Here is an 18,947-nt window from a genome sequence, read left to right as displayed (position 1 = left end):
CTGCCTCAGTTGGCTACCTTCACCATGGCGAACCGGATGACCTTGTCGCCCAGCTTGAAGCCAGCCTGGAACACATCCACGATGGTGTTCTCGCCAGCCGCTTCGTCCTCCACATGCATGACGGCGTTGTGGAGGTTGGGATCGAAGGACTCGCCCAGGGCGGGAATCTCCGAGATACCCAGCTTAGTCAGGATCTCCCGGAGCTGAGTCATGGTCATCTCTACGCCCTTTTTGAAGGCCTCGTCGGCGGTCTCCTGCTTCAGGGCCCGTTCCAGATTGTCGTAGACGGGAAGGAAGGCGGTGAGGGCGTCGGCCTTGGCGTCGGCGTAGATGCTCTCCTTTTCCTTCTGGCTGCGCTTGCGGAAGTTGTCGTACTCGGCGGCCAGCCGGAGGTACTGCTCCTCCTTGGCGGACAAGGAAGCTTTCAAATGCTCCAGCTCCTCCGGCAGCGGGTCCTGGGTTCCGGCGGCGGGCTCCTCCGGAACGATATCCTCCGGGACCTCGGCGCTCTCCGCGTGCTCTGACGCGGCCTGAGCGGCCTTCTGCTCCTGGTCTTTTTCACGTTTGCTCATGATGATTTTTCGGCCTCCTATCGGTCATCGTGCTCGGGGTCCTCCCCGGCGGGGGGAAGCCCGCCCTTGCCGAACATGCGGGAGAGACCCTCCGCAAAGTAGGAAAGACGGGCGGAAATCTTGGCGTAATCCATACGGGTGGGACCCACAACGCCCACGACGCCGCGCATGCCGTCGCCGATGTCGTAGCTGGCCATTACCACGCTGGTGTCCTTCAGGGCGTCCACCACGTTCTCCGGCCCGATGAGGATCTCCATAGGGTCCTTGTCGGGCATGGGGAAGCGGGCGGCGTCCCGGTCCTCGGACAGATAGGTCATCAGCGGCGCCGCCCGGTCCAGACTGTGGTACTCCGGGTGGGTCAAAAGGCTGGCAATGCCCGCCGTGTGGACGGTGCGCTGCTCCAGACTCTCCAGCACCTCCACGGCGAAGGAGACCACCAGAGAGATGAGGCCGTAGGCCTCGCCCGCCGCGTGGGAGGCCACCCGCATCAGCTCGGGGGTGATCTCGTCCAGCGTCAGACCGGTAAAGGTGGCGTTGAGAAGGGTGTTCAAAAGCTGGAGCTGAGCCTCCGACAGGTCGGAGGGCAGGCGCACCAGCCGGTTGCGTACCACGTTGGTGTCGGTCATGACCACAATGATGAAGGCGTCGCGGTCCACCATCAGCAGGTCGAAGCGCCGAATGGTGATCCGGTCGCCCCCGGCGGCCAGGGCAAAGGAGGGGTAGCGGGTGAGTTGGGAAATGATCCGCCCGGCCTGATCGATGACCTGGTCCAACTCCCGCATTTTCATGTGCAGCGCCTCATTGAGCCGCTTGGTCTCCTGCGCTGACAGGCGGTAGTCGGTCATCAGTTCATTGACGTAGATGCGGTAGCCCTTGGGAGAGGGGATGCGTCCTGCGGAGGTATGGGGCTGCTCCAGCAGGCCCAGGGCCTCCAGATCGGCCATCTCGTTGCGGATGGTGGCCGACGAGACGTTCAGTCCCGGCAGAGAGGCGATGGCCTTGGAGCCCACCGGCTCCGCCGTCTCAATGTAGTTTTCGATGATGGCGCGGAGGATTTTCTTCTTCCGGTCGCTCAGATCCATACCGCGCTCACCTTCTTTTTAAAATCGGAAGCGCCATCGCGCCTCTTTTAGCACTCATTATCCCTGAGTGCTAATGTAAATCTACCACCGCCCCGGGGAAAAGTCAATAGGAAGGTTGTAAATTAAATGTGAACGCTAAAAATGTTTGCAAAAGTGGGGCTGGATTGCCAAAACACCGCAGGGGCGCAGGGAAATTTTCGCAGGTGGCTGCCCGCATAGAACAAGGGAGATTTTCACATCCTTTTCCATAGAAGATGAACATGGAGGGAGATCCCGATGAAAAAATGCGCCGCGGCCCTGGTGGCCGCCGTTCTGCTGATCCTGCCCGCCGCCGCCGTCTCCGGTGGACCGGCGGTGGAAGCCGGTTCCGCCATCCTGATGGAGAAGGAGACCGGCACGGTGCTCTACGAAGCGAATGCCCACGACAAGCTGGAGCCCGCCAGCGTCACCAAGGTCATGACCCTGCTGCTGGTAATGGAGGCCATCGACGACGGGCGGCTCAAGATGGAGGATATGGTCACGGTTTCCGCCCAGGCGGCCTCCATGGGCGGCTCCCAGGTCTACCTGAAGGAGGGGGAGCAGATGACCGTCCATGATATGCTCAAGGCGGTGGCGGTGGTGTCGGGCAACGACGCCGCAGTGGCCCTGGCCGAGCACATTGCCGGCAGCGAGGAGGGTTTTGTGGAGCGGATGAACCGCCGGGCGGCGGAGCTGGGCATGGCCGATACTACCTTTATCAACTGCACCGGACTGCCCGCCGCCGGCCACCTGACCTCCGCCTACGACATCGCCGTCATGTCCCGGGCGCTCCTGGCCCACCCCGGCATCCGGGAGTTCACCACCATCTGGATGGACTCCGTCCGGGACGGCCAGTTCCAGCTCGCCAACACCAACAAGCTCATCCGGTTCTATGAAGGGGCCACCGGCCTCAAGACCGGCTTCACCGATTCCGCCCTCTACTGCCTGTCGGCCACCGCCGAGCGGGACGGCATGGAGCTCATTGCCGTGGTGATGAAGTGCCCTACCTCGGAAAAACGGTTTGAAGGCGCCAAGGCCCTCCTGAACTTCGGCTTCGCCAACTATACCCTCCTGGACGTCCACCCTGACCAGGCGCTGCCGCCGGTGGAGGTGGCCCTGGGCGAGTGCTCCACCGTCCAGCCCGTGCTGGCCCAGTCCGGCCGTATTCTGATCGACAAGGCCGAGCTCAACAACGTCACCACCGAGCTGCGCCTCACCGAGCGGGTGGAGGCCCCTGTGGAGGTCGGACAGAAGCTGGGAGAGATGGTGGTCTCGGTATCTGGTGTGGAGCAGCAGACCATCCCCATTGTGGCTGACCAGGCTGTGGAGCGCCTGACCATGCCCGGCATCTTTAAGCGATTCCTAGACATCCTGTTTATGGCCGGATAGCCCCGGGGCTTTGTCCCCCCATACGCCGCCGGCCGCCCGTTCCCTTTTACGGAATGGGCGGCCGGTTATTTTGTACGAATCCCTTTCTGGGACCTTACAGAAATTTTATAGGAAGGGTGGGGGCTAGACCTTGACTGACATCAAAAGGTGTTGTATAATTTATACAAATACCCGAAGAAAAAATTCCATCAATTAGTATCATTTACAACCAAGAGGAGGAACTGCTTCGGGTATTTGGATAATAATACCAAAGAAATGGGGAAGCCTTATGGAGCAGGAGCAGTGGACCGGGTCCGCCCCGGAGCTGGCACAACATATAAAGGAATACACCGACGGCCAGGCCATCCGGGCCTGGGAATACATGGGCGCCCACACAGCGGAGCGCGAGGGGCAGACGGGACATGTCTTCCGGGTCTGGGCGCCCCATGCGGCGGCCGTGTCGGTGGTGGGCGATTTCAACCAGTGGGTCCCCGGCTGCCACCCCTTGGAGCAGATGGAGGGGGGCGTCTGGGAGGGCTTTATCCCCGGGCTCCGGGAGTACGACCTCTACAAGTACGCCGTGGAGACGCCGGACGGCCGGATGCTGTTTAAGGCCGATCCTTACGCCTTTCACGCTGAGACCCGGCCCGGTACCGCCTCCAAGCTCTATGAACTGGGAGGCTATGAGTGGGGGGACAGGGGCTGGCTGGACTGGCGGAAGAAAAATCCAATCTACCAAAAGCCCCTCAACATCTATGAGGTCCACCTGGGGTCCTGGCGCCGGACGGGGGAGGGGGAGTTCCTCTCTTACCGGGACATAGCCGAGTACCTGGTGCCCTATGTCAAGGAGATGGGCTTCACCCACGTGGAGCTGATGCCCGTCACCGAGCACCCCCTGGATGACTCCTGGGGCTATCAGTGCACCGGCTACTTCGCTGCCACCAGCCGCTTCGGCACCCCTAAGGACTTCATGTATCTGGTGGACCAGCTCCATCAGGCCGGGGTGGGCGTCATTCTGGACTGGGTCCCGGCCCACTTCCCCAAGGACGCCTTCGGCCTGTACGAGTTCGACGGCCAGCCCTGCTACGAGTACACCGACATGCGCAAGGGGGAGCACGCCGACTGGGGCACCCGGGTGTTCGACTACGGCAAGAACGAGGTCCGCTCCTTCCTGTACTCCTCCGCCCTGTTCTGGCTGGAGATGTTCCACATCGACGGCCTGCGGGTGGACGCGGTGGCCTCCATGCTCTACCTGGACTACGGCCGACAGGGGGGACAGTGGACCCCCAACATCCACGGCGGCAACGAGAATCTGGAGGCCGTGGACTTCATCCAGCAGCTCAACACCCGGATTTTCGGCCAGCACGACGACGTACTGATGATCGCCGAGGAGTCCACCGCCTGGCCCCTGGTGTCCCACCCGGTCAGCGAGGGCGGGCTGGGCTTCAACCTGAAGTGGAACATGGGGTGGATGAACGACATCACCCACTATATGAAGATGGACCCCTATTTCCGGCAGTTCAACCATAAGGACATCACCTTCTCGCTGATGTACGCCTTTTCGGAGAACTTCATCTTACCCCTCTCCCACGACGAGGTGGTGCATATGAAGGGCTCTCTTCTCAACAAGATGCCGGGGACCTATGCCGAGCAGTTTGCCGGCGTGCGGGCGTTTTACGCCTACATGCTCACCCACCCGGGGAAGAAGCTGCTGATGATGGGCAGCGAGTTCGGCCAGTGGAACGAGTGGCATTTTGAGCAGTCCCTGGACTGGCACCTGCTGGCCAACGAGGAAAACCGGAAGACCCAGGCCTTTTTCAAGGCGGCCAACGCCTTCTACCTGGAGCACAAAGAGCTGTGGGAGCTGGATTTCTCCTGGGAGGGCTTCGCGTGGATTCAGGCCGACGACAACCAGGCCGACACCGTGGCCTTCGTGCGCCGGGACAAGAAGGGCGGCGCTCTGGTGGTGGTGTGCAACTTCTCCCCGGTGGACCGGACGGGCTACCGCATCGGCGTACCTGCCGCGGGGCAGTATACCTGCATCTTCAATACCGACGACGAGGCATACGGCGGACAGGGCCGGGGGGACAAGGCTCCGGTAAAGAGCGAGTACGTTCCCTGCCACGGCCGTGGCCAGTCTCTCGTGCTCACGTTGCCGCCCATGAGCGCGGTGGTGTATCGCTGTACCCGGAAGTTCCCGCCTCGCCGGAAGAAGGCGGAGAGCCTTCCGGCCCGGAAGGACCCGGCAGACAAGCCGGCCATTCGGGAAAAGGCCGCCGCTCCGGCGGTGAAGAAACGGGCGGCCAAGCCCGCGGTGCGGGAGAAAAAAGCGCCCCCCGCCGTCCGGGAGCAGGCCGCCGCTCCGGCGGTCAGGACTCCGACGGCCAAGCCCGCGGTGCGGAAGCGCTCGCCTGTCCCGGCCGTCAAGCCGGAGAAGGACTCCTGAACCCAGCCCCCAGGGAATGGGAAGAACGATCTCCCCACTTCAACCAAGAGGTGATAGAATGAAGAAGACATGTGTGGCCATGCTCCTGGCGGGAGGCCAGGGCAGCCGGCTGAAGGCCCTCACCAGCAAGGTGGCCAAGCCAGCCGTCCCCTTCGGGGGCAAGTTCCGGATCATCGACTTTCCCCTGTCCAACTGTGTGAATTCCGGCATCGACACTGTCGGCGTCCTCACCCAGTATCAGCCCCTGGAACTCAACAGCTACATTGGAAACGGCCAGCCCTGGGACCTGGACCGTTCCGACGGTGGCGTCCACATCCTGCCCCCCTACGTCAAGGAGGGGGACAAGGGCACCTGGTACAAGGGGACGGCCAACGCCATCTACCAGAACATCGGCTTCATTTCCCTGTACGACCCCGACTATGTCCTGATCCTCTCCGGTGACCACGTCTATAAGATGGACTACGAGAAGATGCTGGAGCGGCACAAGGCGGCGGGGGCAGCCTGCACCATCTCGGTGATGGAGGTCCCCATGGAGGAGGCCCCCCGCTTCGGCATCATGAACGTGGACGAGCACGACATGATCTATGAATTTGAGGAGAAGCCCAAAAAGCCCAAGAGCAATCTGGCCTCCATGGGGATCTACATCTTTAGCTGGAAGCAGCTGCGTGAGTATCTGGTGGCCGACGAGGCCGACGAGAAGTCCTCCAACGACTTCGGCAAGAACATCATTCCCGCCATGCTGGCGGCGGGGGAGCGGATGGCCGCCTACCGTTTTTCCGGCTACTGGAAGGACGTGGGCACCATTGATTCCCTGTGGGACGCCAACATGGATATGCTGGCAGTGGACAGTGGGGTGCAGCTTTTTGACCCCACGTGGCCCATCTACGCCCGCACGCCCACCAAGCCGCCCCACTTTATGGGCTCCAAGGCCGTGGTGTCCCACTCCATGGTTACCGGAGGCTGCGAGGTCTACGGCGAGGTGGAGAATTCGGTGCTGTTCCACTCGGTGCGGGTGGAGGAGGGCGCCCAGGTCAAGTACTCCATCCTGATGCCCGGCGCGGTGGTCAAGGCCGGAGCGGTGGTGGAATACGCCATCGTGGCGGAAAACGCCGTCATCGGCGAGGGCGCCCGGGTGGGCGCGCCGCCGGAGGACGACAAGCCCGAGGAATGGGGCATCGCCGTGGTAGCCGAGGGCATCAAGGTGGGGGACGGGGCCAGGATCCCTGCCAAGTCCATGGTTACCCGTAACGTGAAAAGCGGAGGTGTAAGATGATGAACAAGATGCATGGGATCATTTTTGCCTACCGCTCGAACCCCCAGCTCCGGGAGCTCTCCCAGCACCGGAACACCTGCTCCATCCCCTATGGCGGCCGCTACCGCGTGGTGGACTTCATGCTCTCCAACATGGTCAACGCCGGCATCACCGACGTGGGACTGATCGTCCACGCCAACTATCAGTCCCTGCTGGACCATGTGGGTTCCGGCAAGGACTGGGACCTGAGCCGTAAGCACGGCGGCCTGCGCATCCTGCCCCCCTTCGGCTACGCCGACAAGCGCCGGGAGGGGGACTACCGGGGCCGCATGGACGCCCTGGGCGGCGTATACTCCTATCTGGAAAAGATCCGTCAGGACTATGTGGTACTGGCCGGCGGCGACGTGGCGGTCAACCTGCCCCTGGGTGAGATCTTCGAGGAGCATCTGCGGTGCGGGGCGGACATCACGGCGGTGTGTACCCCCGTCCCCCGGGGCGACCCCCGGAACTCCGACTATTTTACCGTGGACGCCGACGGCTGGGTCACCGATGTAGCGGTGCAGCCGGTGTATCCGGCGGGGCTGGAGTCCATGGAGGTCTACATCATGTCCAAGGCCCTGCTGATGAGTCTGGTGGAGCACTGCACCGCCCACAACATCCCCTCCTTCAGCCAGGGGGTGCTGCTGTCCATGGCGGATAAGCTGAAGATCCGCGCCTACAGCTACAGCGGCTATGCCGCCCGGCTCCAGTCGGTGTCCGGCTACTACGCACGGAGCATGGAGCTGCTGGACCCGGTGGTGCGCGCTCAGCTCTTCGACCCGGCCCGACCCATCAAGACCAAGGACCGCTCCGACCCCTCCACCTACTACGGCCCCGGCTCCCGGGCGGTCAACTCACTGGTGGCCGACGGCTGCATCATCGAGGGCGAGGTGGTCAACTCCATCGTGTTCCGGGGCGTCCGCATCGAGAAGGGGGCCAAAATTCAGAACTGCATTCTGATGCAGGGGTCGGTCATCCACCAGGACGCCGTCCTGAAGTATGCCATCACGGATAAAAATGTGCGGGTAAACCAGGGCAGGATGCTTATGGGTCACGAAACGTATCCCCTGGCCATTGCAAAGAATGCCGTGGTATAGGATAAAAGGCAGCGCGAGAGCAATGAAGCCACGCGTACTGCGGCAGACCGGCCGCCCAAGTTGGCCGGATGGAAAGGAGCGTTCCAAATGAATATACTGTTTGCTGCTTCCGAGGTAGCCCCCTTTATTAAGACAGGCGGACTGGCCGACGTGGCCGGCTCTCTCCCCAAGCATCTGGCCGCTCAGGGCCATGACGTGAAGGTCATCCTTCCCCTCTACGAGGGCATCGGTCCGGAGTGGAGGAAACAGATGAAGTTCCTCCTGCACTTCAACGTGCGGGTGGCTTGGCGGAACCCCTACTGCGGTCTGTTCGAGCTGCGGCGGGACAACGTGAGCTATCTGTTCGTGGACAACGAATACTACTTCAAGCGGGCCGCCATCTACGGCCATTACGACGACGGCGAGCGGTTCACCTACTTCTCCCGGGCCATTGTGGAGACCCCCGCCCACCTGGACTGGCACCCCGACGTGATCCACTGCAACGACTGGCAGACCGCACTGGTGCCCATCTACCTGCTGGAGGAGCGGGAGCGGGTCTGGGAGCTCCGCGGCACCAAGAGCGTCTTTACCATTCACAACATCGAATACCAGGGCCGCTACGGCGATCAGGTCCTGGAGGACCTGCTGGGCCTGAACAAGGGCTATATGAATGAGCATATGCTGGCCTATTATGGGGACGTGAACCTGATGAAGGGGGCCATCTTCGCCGCCGACTATGTGACCACGGTCTCCCCCACCTATGCCGGCGAGCTGCAGTACCCCTTCTACGCCCACGGGCTGGAGGGTGTGATCGCCCACAACGGGTATAAGATGCGGGGCATTCTCAACGGCCTGGATACCGGCCTGTACGACCCGGCTCAGGACAAGGGCCTGGCGATGTGCTATTCCGCAGGGAACCTGGAGGGGAAAAAAGCCTGCAAGGCGGCCCTGCAGCAGGCGGTGGGCCTGCGGGAGGACCCCAACGTGCCCATCATCGCCTGCATTTCCCGCCTGGTGAAGCACAAGGGCTTCGACCTGGTTACCGCCGCCATCCATGAGATCATGGGAATGGATGTGCAGATGGTGGTGCTGGGCACCGGTGAGTGGAACTATGAGGAGGCGTTCCGCCACGCCGAGAGCCAGTACCCCAGCCGCTTTGCCGCCCGCATCCAGTATTCCGCCGCCCTGTCCACCGCCATCTACGGCGGCGCGGACATTTTCCTCATGCCCTCCATCTCCGAGCCCTGCGGCCTGAGCCAGATGATCGCCATGCGCTACGGCACCGTACCCGTGGTGCGGGAGACCGGGGGCCTGAAGGACACCGTACCTCCCTACCGCTGGGACGCCGGCGAGGGCCGGGGCTTCTCCTTTGCGGACATCAACGCCCACGATATGGTGTGGGTCATCCGCGAGGCCGTGGACCTGTACCATCAGAATCAGGAGGCCTGGAAAAAGCTCCAGATCGCGGGGATGACCGCCGACTTTAGCTGGGACGGTCCCGCCCGGGAGTATGAGGATATCTACTGTTCCATCACCGGCCTGCCCCGGCCGGAGCCTGCAGCCGCAGCGGAGCCGGAGCCCGTGGTTCAGCCGGACGTCCCCGCGGATCTCGCGGAGGCTGCGCCCGTTCCGGCAGAGGAGCTGTCTGCACAAGCGCCTCAGACCACGGGGGAGCCTGCGCCCCAAAAGGCTGCGGCGAAAAAGCCCGCTGCCCGCAAGCCCGCCGCCCGCAAGTCGGCGGCCAAGGCGGAAAAGGCCGCTGGGAAAAAGTCGGTGGCCCGGAAGTCCGCGGCAAAAAAGCCCGCGGCCGGGCAGGCGGAGCCAGATAAGCCGGAGGGCTGAGGCGTCCGGTCGGACGGTTGACAGCCGGCGTGTCCCTGTGATACACTTGGCCCGCAAACAGGTAAGCCATCCATGGACGCGGAGCGGTCTGGGGGCCGCTCCGCGTCCAATCTGTCTGAATAGGAGACAACCAAACCATGCCAGAGTATACAAAGAAAGATTTGGAAGAACTCATCATCGGCAAGCTGCGCCGGAACTTCGGCCGTGACGTGGACGAGGCCACCGCCATTCATATGTTCAAGGCTTGCGCCATGGTGCTGCGGGACATCATGTCAGCCCGGCAGCTCAAGACCGAGGACAAGGTGCAGCGCACCCACGCCCGCCAGATCCACTACCTGTCCCTGGAGTTTCTGATGGGCCGCTCTCTGATGAAAAACGCCTACAACCTGGGCGTTCTGGAGGAACTGAAGGGGGCCATCGAGGATTTGGGCTTCTCCGCTCCCGACCTCTTTGAAATCGAGCCCGACGCCGGGCTGGGCAACGGGGGCCTGGGCCGCCTGGCCGCCTGCTATCTGGACTCTATGACCACCCTGGAGATCCCAGCCACCGGCTATACCATCTGCTATGAGTTGGGCATCTTTAAGCAGAAGATCATCGACGGCCAGCAGGTGGAGCTGGCCGACAACTGGCTGCCTGTGGGCGACGCCTGGCTCATCCCCAAGGTGGATGAGACGGAAAAGGTCCACTTTGGCGGCCGGGTCAAGGACATCTGGGACGAGAACGGAGGCCACCGGGTGGCGTACGAGGGCGGCACCGACGTATTGGCCATCCCCCGGGACATGGAGATCGCCGGTTACGGCACCGAGCACACCAACGTCCTGCGGCTGTGGGACGCCAAGAGCCCCGACCCGGTGGATATGAAGCTCTTCTCCACCGGCCAGTATCTGAAGGCGGTGGAGCAGCAGGCCATGGCCGAGGTCATCGCCAAGGTGCTCTACCCCGAGGACAACCACTACGAGGGCAAGTCCCTGCGGCTCAAGCAGCAGTATTTCTTCGTCTCCGCCACCGTCCAGTCCATCTGCCGCAAGCACAAGGCGGAGTACGGCACCCTGCGCAATTTCCATGAAAAGCACGTCATTCAGATCAACGACACCCACCCCACCCTGGTCATCCCTGAGCTCATGCGCATCCTGCTGGACCAGGAGGGCTACGGCTGGGACGAGGCGTGGCACATCGTCACCCACACCGTGGCCTACACCAACCACACCATTCTCTCCGAGGCCCTGGAGCGCTGGCCCCAGCAGCTCATCGAGACCCTGCTGCCCCGCATCTGGCAGCTTCTGATCGAGATCAGCAATCGCTATCAGGCCCAGCTCAACGAGGCGTTTCACGGCGACCAGGCCAAGGTGCGGGACATGGCGGTGATCTGGGGCGGCGAGGTCCGTATGGCCAACCTGTGCATCTGCGCCTGTTTCGCCGTCAATGGGGTGTCCGCGCTTCACTCGGAGATCCTGAAAAAGGACGTCTTCCACGACGCCTATACCCAGAACCCAGGCAAGTTCAAGAACGTTACCAACGGCATCGACCACCGGCGGTGGCTGTCCGAGATCAACCCCGCGCTGGACGCGCTGATCCGGGAATGCTGCGGCGGGGACGACTACCTGCTCCGCCCCGACGCCGTTCAGAAGCTGGAGAAATACCGGGACGACCCCAGCGTACTCAAGCGCCTGGCCGATATCAAGGCGGAGAACAAGCGCGCCTTTGCCAACTATGTGGCCCGTGAGACCGGCATCATCCTCAATACCGATGCCATGTTCGACGTGCAGGTCAAGCGGCTGCACGAGTATAAGCGCCAGCTCCTGAACGTGCTGCACATCACCTATCTGTACCAGCGGCTCAAGGCCGACCCCAACTTCCAGTTTACCCCCCGGGTGTACCTTTTCGGAGCCAAGGCCGCCCCCGGCTACGCCGTGGCCAAGCAGATCATCCACCTGATCAACTCCCTGTCCGCCACCATCAATGCCGATCCGGTGTGCCGGGACCGGCTCCAGGTGGTGTTCCTGGAAAATTACCGGGTCTCCCTGGCGGAAAAGCTGATGCCCGCCTCCGAGCTCTCCGAGCAGATTTCCACCGCCGGTAAGGAGGCCAGCGGCACGGGCAATATGAAGTTCATGATGAACGGCGCGCTGACCATCGGCACCCTGGACGGGGCCAACGTAGAGATGCACCAGCAGGTGGGGGACGAGAACATCTTCCTGTTCGGCCTCAAGGCCGACGAGGTGGCGGAAAAGAAGGCCAGAGGCTACCGCTCCTACGAGTATTACATGCAGGACGCGGCCCTCAAGGCGGTGATCGACCAGATCGCCCGGGGCTTCGACGACGGTGTGGCCTATACGGATCTGACCAACCGGCTTCTCTTCGGCAACGGAGCGCCCGCCGACGAGTATATGCTCCTGGCCGACTTTGCCAGCTATCGGGACGCCCAGGCCCGGGCGGGGCAGGCGTACCTGGACCCCAAAGATTGGAGCCGTATGGCCCTCATCAACATTGCCCGGTCCGGCATCTTTGCCGCCGACCGCTCCATCCGGGACTACGCCCGGGACATTTGGCATGTGCCGGTCAAACCGTAAAGAAGCGCCCGGAGCGGGTAAAGATACTTTTGTCTTTGTTGAACAACAGCATGACACCGCGGTGTCATGCTGTTGTTCTTTTGCGCCATTCTCGGGAAAAATGCCCGGAGTAGGGCCGGGGTCAGGTCGGGCGGTTCAATGTACTTCCATACAATCTTTAGAAAACTCTGCATAAAATTTTTGTCAAGCGTCCGCTTGCCTGTTACATGGTGGCCCTGACGATATCATCCGACTGCTCTGCGCCGCTCAGCCGGAGCGTTTTCCGCCCCCGGTACTGCGTCCAGGGGGAGAAGGCCCAGGCATGGGGCAGTGTAGGCCATGCCCATTCCGCAGCCGCACAGCACTCCATAGTCCAGTGACACCCCGGCCAGGGCGGGCCACCGCCCCATCCGGAGCGTAGATGGTTGATTACCAGGCGCCCATCCCAAAGAGCATCCGCTTTCCTCGAAATACCCTGGAGATTGTTTTCAATGTGTCAATCTGTGTCGTGCAGATGTTGTTTTGGTTTCCACAATTCACCAAAAGCACGTCACGTTTTTCTTGACAAGTCCATGAGACAAATGTAAAATAAAAAGGAAGAGACAACTGTCTCGAAAGAGAGGAGGGAGTTGAGTGAGCTTACAGCGGCTGCCCGACGCGGAGCTGGAGGTCATGCAGGCCCTGTGGGGGCAGAAAGCCTATCCCGTTTCCTCCGGGGAACTGATGGCGGGGCTGTCGGGGCGGCACTGGCAGACCGCCACTCTGCTCAAGCTGCTCTCCCGCCTGGAGGAACGGGGCTTTGTAGGGCGGGAAAAGGCGGGAAGGGCCAATTTGTACCACCCCCTGGTGTCCCGCCAGGACTATCTGGCCCTGGAAAGCCGATCCTTTCTGGAGCGGCTCCACGGCGGGTCCCTGCCCTCTCTGGTGGCGGCCCTGATGGACAGCCGGGCCGTTGGCCGGGAGGATCTGGCGGAGCTGGAGGCGCTGCTGCAGGAGAGGCGAGGGGAGCCGGCGGAGCGGAGGGAATAGGATGGAGCAGTTTTTATCCATGCTGGCGGAGGTCTCCCTGGCCATGGCGGTGGTCATCGCCGTTTTGCTGGCGCTAAGCCGGGTGCTGGAGCGCCAATTTGTGCCCCAGTGGCGGTGCTGGGCCTGGCTGGCGGTGGCACTGCGACTGTGTCTGCCGTTCAATCTGAGCCTGGCCCAGGCCCCGGTGGTGCTGGAAGCGCCCCGGGCGGCGGTGCGGGTGGAGCGTCAGGTGTCACCAAAGGTCGGCCCCACCCGGTGGTCCTGGAACACCAGCCCGGCAGCGGCTGGGGCCCCTTCGATGGAGCGGGTGGTCCGGACGGAGGATGGGCCCGCGGGCTCCGGAGGGGAAGACGCCGCCCCCGTGGTCGAGGTGCGGCGCATCCCCGCCGAATGGCTGCTGGCGTTCCTGTGGGGCGCGGGGGCTCTCCTGTTTTTGGGGGATCAGATTCTGCACTGCCGGGCGTTCCGGCGCCGCATACGGCGCTGGAGCCGTCCCGCGGGGACGTATGGCGGAATCCCGCTGTTGGAGTGTGGCCTGGTGGGGACGCCCCTGCTGATGGGCTGGCTCCGTCCGGTCATTGTAACGCCGACCGGCGGGGCGGAGGAGGCGGCCCTGCTGCACGAATATACCCACGCCCGGCGGCGGGACCTGTGGTTCCAGCTCCTGTTGGTGCTGGCCAATGCCATCCACTGGTTCAATCCTCTGGTATGGGGCATGCGGCGGGTGGCGGAGCGGGACGTGGAGATGGCCTGTGACGCCCAGGTCCTCCAGGGCCGGAGCCTGGAGGAACGCCGGGCCTACGGCCGGGTGCTGCTCCGGGCAGTGAGCATGTCGGCCCCCGCGCTGACCACCTCGTTTTCCGGGGAGAAGCGGGCGCTGAAACGGCGGCTCCGAGCCGTAATGGACGGCGGTCCCAAGCGGCCGGGACGGGCGGCCCTGGCCGTGCTGTGTACCGCCGTAGCGCTGGCGGGCGGGCTGGTGGCCTGCCGGACGGCGGCGCTCCCCCAGACCCCGCCGGTCCAGGAGACGGGGGAGCCCCGGACCCCGCTGGAGCGCTTTGAGCCCCAGAGCCTGAGCCTGACCTATACCGGCCCGGACGGCATGGGCATCAACTGGTTTCAGTTTGACCTGGAATACGCTTTCCTGGACGCGCGGGAGGAGGGGCAGGGGGTGGAGGTCACGGCGGACACCCTGCGCTATCAGCTCCTGTTCGACCGGGACAGCCCTCTGCTGGAAGCGGTGGGGGTGACGCCCTTTGACGGGCAGCCCGACGAGTTGGGCGAGGATCTGCGCCATGGCTCGGTCCGGTTTCGCACCGGGCGGAATACGGCTGCCGAGGAGGAGCTCCGGACCGCGGTGGCCAGGGACCCCGCCTGCACCCTCCGGGTGACTGACGGGGCGGGGAGTGAGCGGACCTTTCCCATGACGGCGGCGTATCGCGCCGACGGGAGCGCTCTGTCCGACGGGGTCTACCACATGGTGCTCTACAGTGTGGGGCCCTCCTCCACTGGCGATCGGCTGGGCCCGCCGGACTCTCTGGCTGTGCTGGAGGCCGACGGCTACGACGAGGTGAAGGGCGTGTGGTATTTTTACGACCACAGCCGGGAGCGGGTGGCGGAGGGCCTGGCCCTGTACGCTGTGCCCGTTGCGGAGGACGCGGAATACGTAGGCTTCCAGACCCGGTGGGGGCGGAGCACCGTCCACCCGGGCCAGGGCCTTCGGATGGCCACTGAGGTATCCTCCCAAACGCCGCCCTGGATGGGGTTGACCGTGGAGATGGAGGACGGCCGGGCGGTGCGCATCCAGCGGGACGAGGCTATGGAGAAGCGCTGGGAGGATCGGTAGACAAAACGCGGGACGCGCTGCTGCGCGTCCCGCGTTTTCCTTAGAAGAGGCTGCCCACCGCAGTCATGCCCTTATCCAGGTCCAGCCGGTAACGGGGATGGCCGGGGTCCAGACTGTTGAGCACCACTCCGTCGCTGCCGGGGAAGGCGGTGGAGTGGACAAACTCACCGCCGCCGATATACACCGCCACGTGGCCGGGGAAGAAGAGCAGGTCGCCGGGCTTCATCCGCTCCCGGGGGATCTCGTGCAGAGGAAAGCCCTCCTTGATGCCGGCGTCCCGCCAGATGACCACCCCGTTGAGCAGATAGGCCATGGAGGCCAGGCCGGAGCAGTCGATGCCCATGGGGGTCTTGCCACCCCAGCGGTAGTGGGTGCCCAGATAGCTCAGAGCCGAGTTGACGATGGCGCTGCGCAGGGCGTCCTCCTGATCAAAGGCGGGCTTTTCGTAATATTCACCCAAAAAACTACTCTTTGTATAGCCCTCGCGGCCGTCGGGCAGCTCCACCGGGACCCAGCCCTTTTCATCGGGCTCCCGAACCGGGGCCACCAGCGCACCCCGGGTCAGGGTGACCAGAGGGAAGCAGGCCACAGCGGGGCCGGAGAGCACGTCGCAGATGGACTTGAGGACCACCCGCTTGGGCAGGGAGAGCCACCGCTGGACGTTGTGCTCGCCGAAGAGAAGACAGTCCGCCGGGGCGTAGTCCTCATAGCGGTAGGGGGTGCGGACCCGATACCAGCCGGGCAGGGTCTCTTCCAGCACCTCCACGGCCATGCCGAAGAGGGCCTCGTCTCCCAGCTCGCACTGGCGGGAGGGGCGGGTCATCAGGGGACAGATGGGTGCGTTGATCAGAGCTTTCATGCGATTACCTCCAATGTGCCGGCGTCGGCATCCAGTGTGAGCGTCGCTCCCAGGGGCAGGGCCATGGTGGGCAGTACATGGCCGCAGGCCAGGCCGGCCAGAGTGGGCTTGCCCGCCGGGAGAATGAGCTCCCGGAAGAGATCCGGCAGCAGCAGGGTCCGGTCGGGGTCTTCCGGCAGGCAGTCGGTCCAGGCGCCCAGCAGCACCCCGGCGCAGTCGTCCAATTTTCCGGCGTTGCGGAGTTGGGTGAGCATCCCGTCGATGCGGTAGGTCTTTTCCCCGATGTCCTCCAAGAAGAGGATTTTGCCCCGGGTGTCGATCTCCCAGGGGGTGCCCAGGGATGCGGCCAGCAGGGACAGATTGCCGCCGCACAGAGGCGCGGTGACCCGCCCGCCCGCCAGGGTCACCGGCGGCTGGCCGGGCGGGTTGCAAAGGGGGCCCGTGAGGCAGCCGAAAAGGGCCCGCCGTAGGTAGTCCATGGAGTAGCAGTCCACCGGCTGGTAGTATTCGGTGGTGGGCATGATGGTGTGATAGGTGACGAAGCCGCACTCCTGCTGGAAGGCGGTGTGCAGGGCGGTCACGTCGCTGTAGCCCGAAAAAAACTTGGGGTGGGCGGCGATGACGTCGAAGTCCAGCAAAGGCAGCAGGCGGTGAGCCCCGTAGCCGCCCCGGGCGCACAGGATGCCGTCGATGGACTCGTCGGCAAAGGCGGCGTTCAGATCGGCGGCCCGGCGGGCGTCGTCGCCGGAAAAGTAGCCGTGGAGCTCGGTGCACGAGGGGTAGATCACCGGCTCCAGGCCCAGAGAGCGGACGGCGGCCACGGCGGGCGCCAGCCGCCCGTCCGGCACCGCCGAGGAGGTGCAGAGCAGGGCGACCCGGGCGCCGGGGAAGAGAGGGGCGGGCGTAAACATAGCGATCACCTCAATGATACACAGACGGATTGCCGCACCACAAGGATATGGTGCGGCAATCGGCAAAATTCCGTTACAGCAGCATCTTCCGATAGGCGTCCAGCTCCCGCTGGTTGCCCAGCACAAAGTGGCCGGGCTCCAGCTCGGACCATACCGGCCCGTCCTGGGTATAGTCGTGACAGGAGGGGTCATAGACCAGGAGCTTTTTGCCCTTTTCCGACGCCGGGTCCGGCATGGGGATGGCGGACAGCAGCGCCCGGGTGTAGGGGTGCAGGGGGTGGGCGAAGAGCTGCTCCGACTCGGCCAGCTCCACCAGCTTGCCCTTGTGGATGACGGCGATGCGGTCGGAGATGAAGCGGACCACGCTCAGGTCGTGGGCGATGAACAGATACGTGAGCCCCCGCTCCTTCTGGAGCTGCCCCATCAGGTTGAGCACCTGGGCCCGGATGGACACGTCCAGGGCGGAGATGGGCTCGTCAGCGATGATGAATTCCGGGTCCATGATGAGGGCCCGGGCGATGCCGATGCGCTGGCGCTGACCGCCGGAGAACTCGTGGGGGAAGCGGCTGGCGAACTCGGGCAGCAGGCCTACGTCGCTGAGAGCCTTGGCCACCTTCTCCTGCTTTTCCGCCTCGGTCAGGCGATGACCGCCCGCATAGAGCCCTTCGGAGACGATGTAGGAGACCTTGGCCCGCTCGTTTAGGGAGGCCATGGGGTCCTGGAAGATCATCTGGATGCTCCGGGTGACCTTGCGGTCCATCTCCCGGCTGATCCTGCCGCTGATGCGCTCCCCCTTGTAGAGCACCGCACCACCGGAGATGGGGTTGATGCGGATGATGGAGCGGCCGATGGTGGTTTTGCCGGAGCCGGACTCCCCCACCAGGCCGAAGGTCTCGCCCTTGTAGATGTGGAAGGACACATCGTCCACGGCCCGGAAGGGGGCGCGCTTGCTGCCAAAGGTGACGGAGAGATTTTGAACCTCCAGCAGCTTTTCCCGCCGGTTATTGGACATGGAGCTTCACCCCCTGTTCCCTCAGGACGCGGATGTGTTCGGGCGGCTCCACCCTGGGGGCTCTGGGGTCCAGCAGCCAGGTGCGGGCCCGGTGGGTGGGGGACACGTCAAAATAGGGCGGGCGGAGCTCAAAGTCGATCTTCAGCGCCTGGGGATTGCGGGGGGCGAAGGCGTCCCCGTGGACCTCATAGAAGAGGTTGGGGGGCGTGCCCGCGATGGAATAGAGGGGCTCGCCCTTTACGCCGAGCTGGGGCAGGGAGGACAGCAGCGCCCAGGTATAAGGGTGCTTGGGATCGTAAAAGACCTCCTCGCAGGAGCCCACCTCCACGATGTCCCCGGCGTACATGACGGCGATGCGGTCGGCCACATTGGCCACTACGCCCAGGTCGTGGGTGATATAGATGGTGGTCAGCTCCAGCTTCTTCTGAAGCTGCTTGATGAGGTCCAGGATCTGGGCCTGGATGGTCACGTCCAGGGCAGTGGTGGGCTCGTCGCAGATGAGGATCTTGGGCCGGCAGGCCACGGCGATGGCGATGACCACCCGCTGCCGCATGCCGCCGGAGAACTCGTGGGGGTACTGCTTGTACCGCCGCTCCGGATCGTCGATGCCCACGTCGGACAGCGTCTCCAGCACCGCCCGGCGGGCCTCGGCCCCCCGCAGGTGCTGGTGGAGGATCACGGCCTCCTCGATCTGCCTGCCAATGGTCTTGAGGGGGTTCAGAGAGGTCATGGGATCCTGGAGGACCATGGCGATCTCGCCCCCCCGGATGGTCCGCCACTGCTTTTCACCCTGATAAGCGGCCAGGTCCTTGCCGTCGTAGAGGATGGAGCCTGCGTCAATATAGCCGTTTTGGTCGGTGAGGCCCATGAAGGTCTTGGTAAACACGCTCTTGCCGGAGCCGGATTCCCCCACGATGGCCAGGGATTCTCCCCGGTATACGTCCAGGGAGACCCCGCGGATGGCGTGGAGGACGCGGCCCCGGAGGGTAAACTTCACGTCCAGGTCGCGGACGGAGAGAATGACGTCTCGTTCCATATCCTGACCT

14 protein-coding genes are annotated in these 18,947 nt (G+C 63.7%); 8 read left to right on the top strand and 6 right to left on the bottom strand.

What is annotated here, in order from left to right:
- Positions 1–5 precede the first annotated feature (5 nt).
- Together grpE and hrcA are read right to left on the bottom strand one after the other, a co-directional pair.
- A complete protein-coding gene (gene grpE / locus B3H64_RS00965; RefSeq protein WP_050616928.1) occupies positions 6–572 on the bottom strand; it encodes a nucleotide exchange factor GrpE in 567 nt (188 codons plus the stop codon).
- 17 nt (positions 573–589) lie between these two features.
- Positions 590–1,654: a heat-inducible transcriptional repressor HrcA gene (hrcA, locus tag B3H64_RS00960; RefSeq protein WP_050616927.1), complete on the bottom strand. Its 1,065-nt coding sequence runs from the start codon at positions 1,652–1,654 to the stop codon at positions 590–592.
- 276 nt (positions 1,655–1,930) lie between these two features.
- On the opposite strand from hrcA, the gene B3H64_RS00955 reads away from it, so the two are divergent.
- The 8 genes from B3H64_RS00955 to B3H64_RS00920 all read left to right on the top strand — a co-directional run bounded on the left by B3H64_RS00955 (position 1,931) and on the right by B3H64_RS00920 (position 15,119).
- Positions 1,931–3,061, top strand: a complete 1,131-nt coding sequence (locus tag B3H64_RS00955) for a D-alanyl-D-alanine carboxypeptidase family protein (protein WP_050616926.1) — start codon at positions 1,931–1,933, stop codon at positions 3,059–3,061.
- A 268-nt stretch (positions 3,062–3,329) separates the two neighbouring features.
- Entirely contained in the window at positions 3,330–5,486 is a 2,157-nt protein-coding gene (glgB, locus tag B3H64_RS00950; protein WP_286732114.1) for a 1,4-alpha-glucan branching protein GlgB, read from the top strand.
- A gap of 58 nt (positions 5,487–5,544) precedes the next feature.
- Entirely contained in the window at positions 5,545–6,759 is a 1,215-nt protein-coding gene (locus B3H64_RS00945) for a glucose-1-phosphate adenylyltransferase (protein WP_094762285.1), read from the top strand.
- Positions 6,756–7,874 (top strand): glucose-1-phosphate adenylyltransferase subunit GlgD, encoded by a 1,119-nt coding sequence (glgD, locus tag B3H64_RS00940; protein WP_256302879.1) that lies wholly within the window; start codon positions 6,756–6,758, stop codon positions 7,872–7,874. The genes B3H64_RS00945 and glgD overlap by 4 nt, the downstream gene beginning before the upstream one ends.
- A gap of 87 nt (positions 7,875–7,961) precedes the next feature.
- On the top strand, positions 7,962–9,695 hold the full coding sequence (gene glgA / locus B3H64_RS00935; protein WP_286732111.1) for a glycogen synthase GlgA: 1,734 nt from the start codon (positions 7,962–7,964) through the stop codon (positions 9,693–9,695).
- A gap of 137 nt (positions 9,696–9,832) precedes the next feature.
- The gene (locus B3H64_RS00930; RefSeq protein ID WP_286732110.1) at positions 9,833–12,265 is read left to right on the top strand and encodes a glycogen/starch/alpha-glucan phosphorylase; all 2,433 of its coding nucleotides are present in this window, start codon (positions 9,833–9,835) and stop codon (positions 12,263–12,265) included.
- 612 nt (positions 12,266–12,877) lie between these two features.
- The gene (locus B3H64_RS00925; RefSeq protein WP_242853654.1) at positions 12,878–13,273 is read left to right on the top strand and encodes a BlaI/MecI/CopY family transcriptional regulator; all 396 of its coding nucleotides are present in this window, start codon (positions 12,878–12,880) and stop codon (positions 13,271–13,273) included.
- Between the two features lies 1 nt (position 13,274).
- Complete coding sequence (locus B3H64_RS00920) at positions 13,275–15,119, top strand: M56 family metallopeptidase (RefSeq protein WP_286732108.1); 1,845 nt, start codon at positions 13,275–13,277, stop codon at positions 15,117–15,119.
- Between the two features lie 40 nt (positions 15,120–15,159).
- On the opposite strand, the gene B3H64_RS00915 is transcribed toward B3H64_RS00920, so the two are convergent.
- From B3H64_RS00915 to B3H64_RS00900, 4 genes are all read right to left on the bottom strand, one after another.
- The gene (locus B3H64_RS00915; RefSeq protein ID WP_286732107.1) at positions 15,160–15,978 is read right to left on the bottom strand and encodes a C40 family peptidase; all 819 of its coding nucleotides are present in this window, start codon (positions 15,976–15,978) and stop codon (positions 15,160–15,162) included.
- Positions 15,975–16,889 carry a S66 peptidase family protein gene (locus tag B3H64_RS00910; protein ID WP_286732105.1) on the bottom strand — a complete coding sequence of 305 codons (915 nt, stop codon included), beginning with the start codon at positions 16,887–16,889 and terminating at the stop codon, positions 15,975–15,977. Before B3H64_RS00910 ends, B3H64_RS00915 begins: the two co-directional genes overlap by 4 nt.
- A 73-nt stretch (positions 16,890–16,962) precedes the next feature.
- Positions 16,963–17,901: an ATP-binding cassette domain-containing protein gene (locus B3H64_RS00905; protein WP_050616918.1), complete on the bottom strand. Its 939-nt coding sequence runs from the start codon at positions 17,899–17,901 to the stop codon at positions 16,963–16,965.
- On the bottom strand, positions 17,891–18,937 hold the full coding sequence (locus tag B3H64_RS00900; protein WP_050616917.1) for an ABC transporter ATP-binding protein: 1,047 nt from the start codon (positions 18,935–18,937) through the stop codon (positions 17,891–17,893). The genes B3H64_RS00905 and B3H64_RS00900 overlap by 11 nt, the downstream gene beginning before the upstream one ends.
- Between the last annotated feature and the right edge of the window lie 10 nt (positions 18,938–18,947).

This window comes from Intestinimonas sp. UBA1698 (assembly GCF_002320075.1).
GTDB classification, from domain to species: domain Bacteria; phylum Bacillota; class Clostridia; order Oscillospirales; family Oscillospiraceae; genus Intestinimonas; species Intestinimonas massiliensis.
This window is presented reverse-complemented; position numbering and strand designations above follow the sequence as displayed.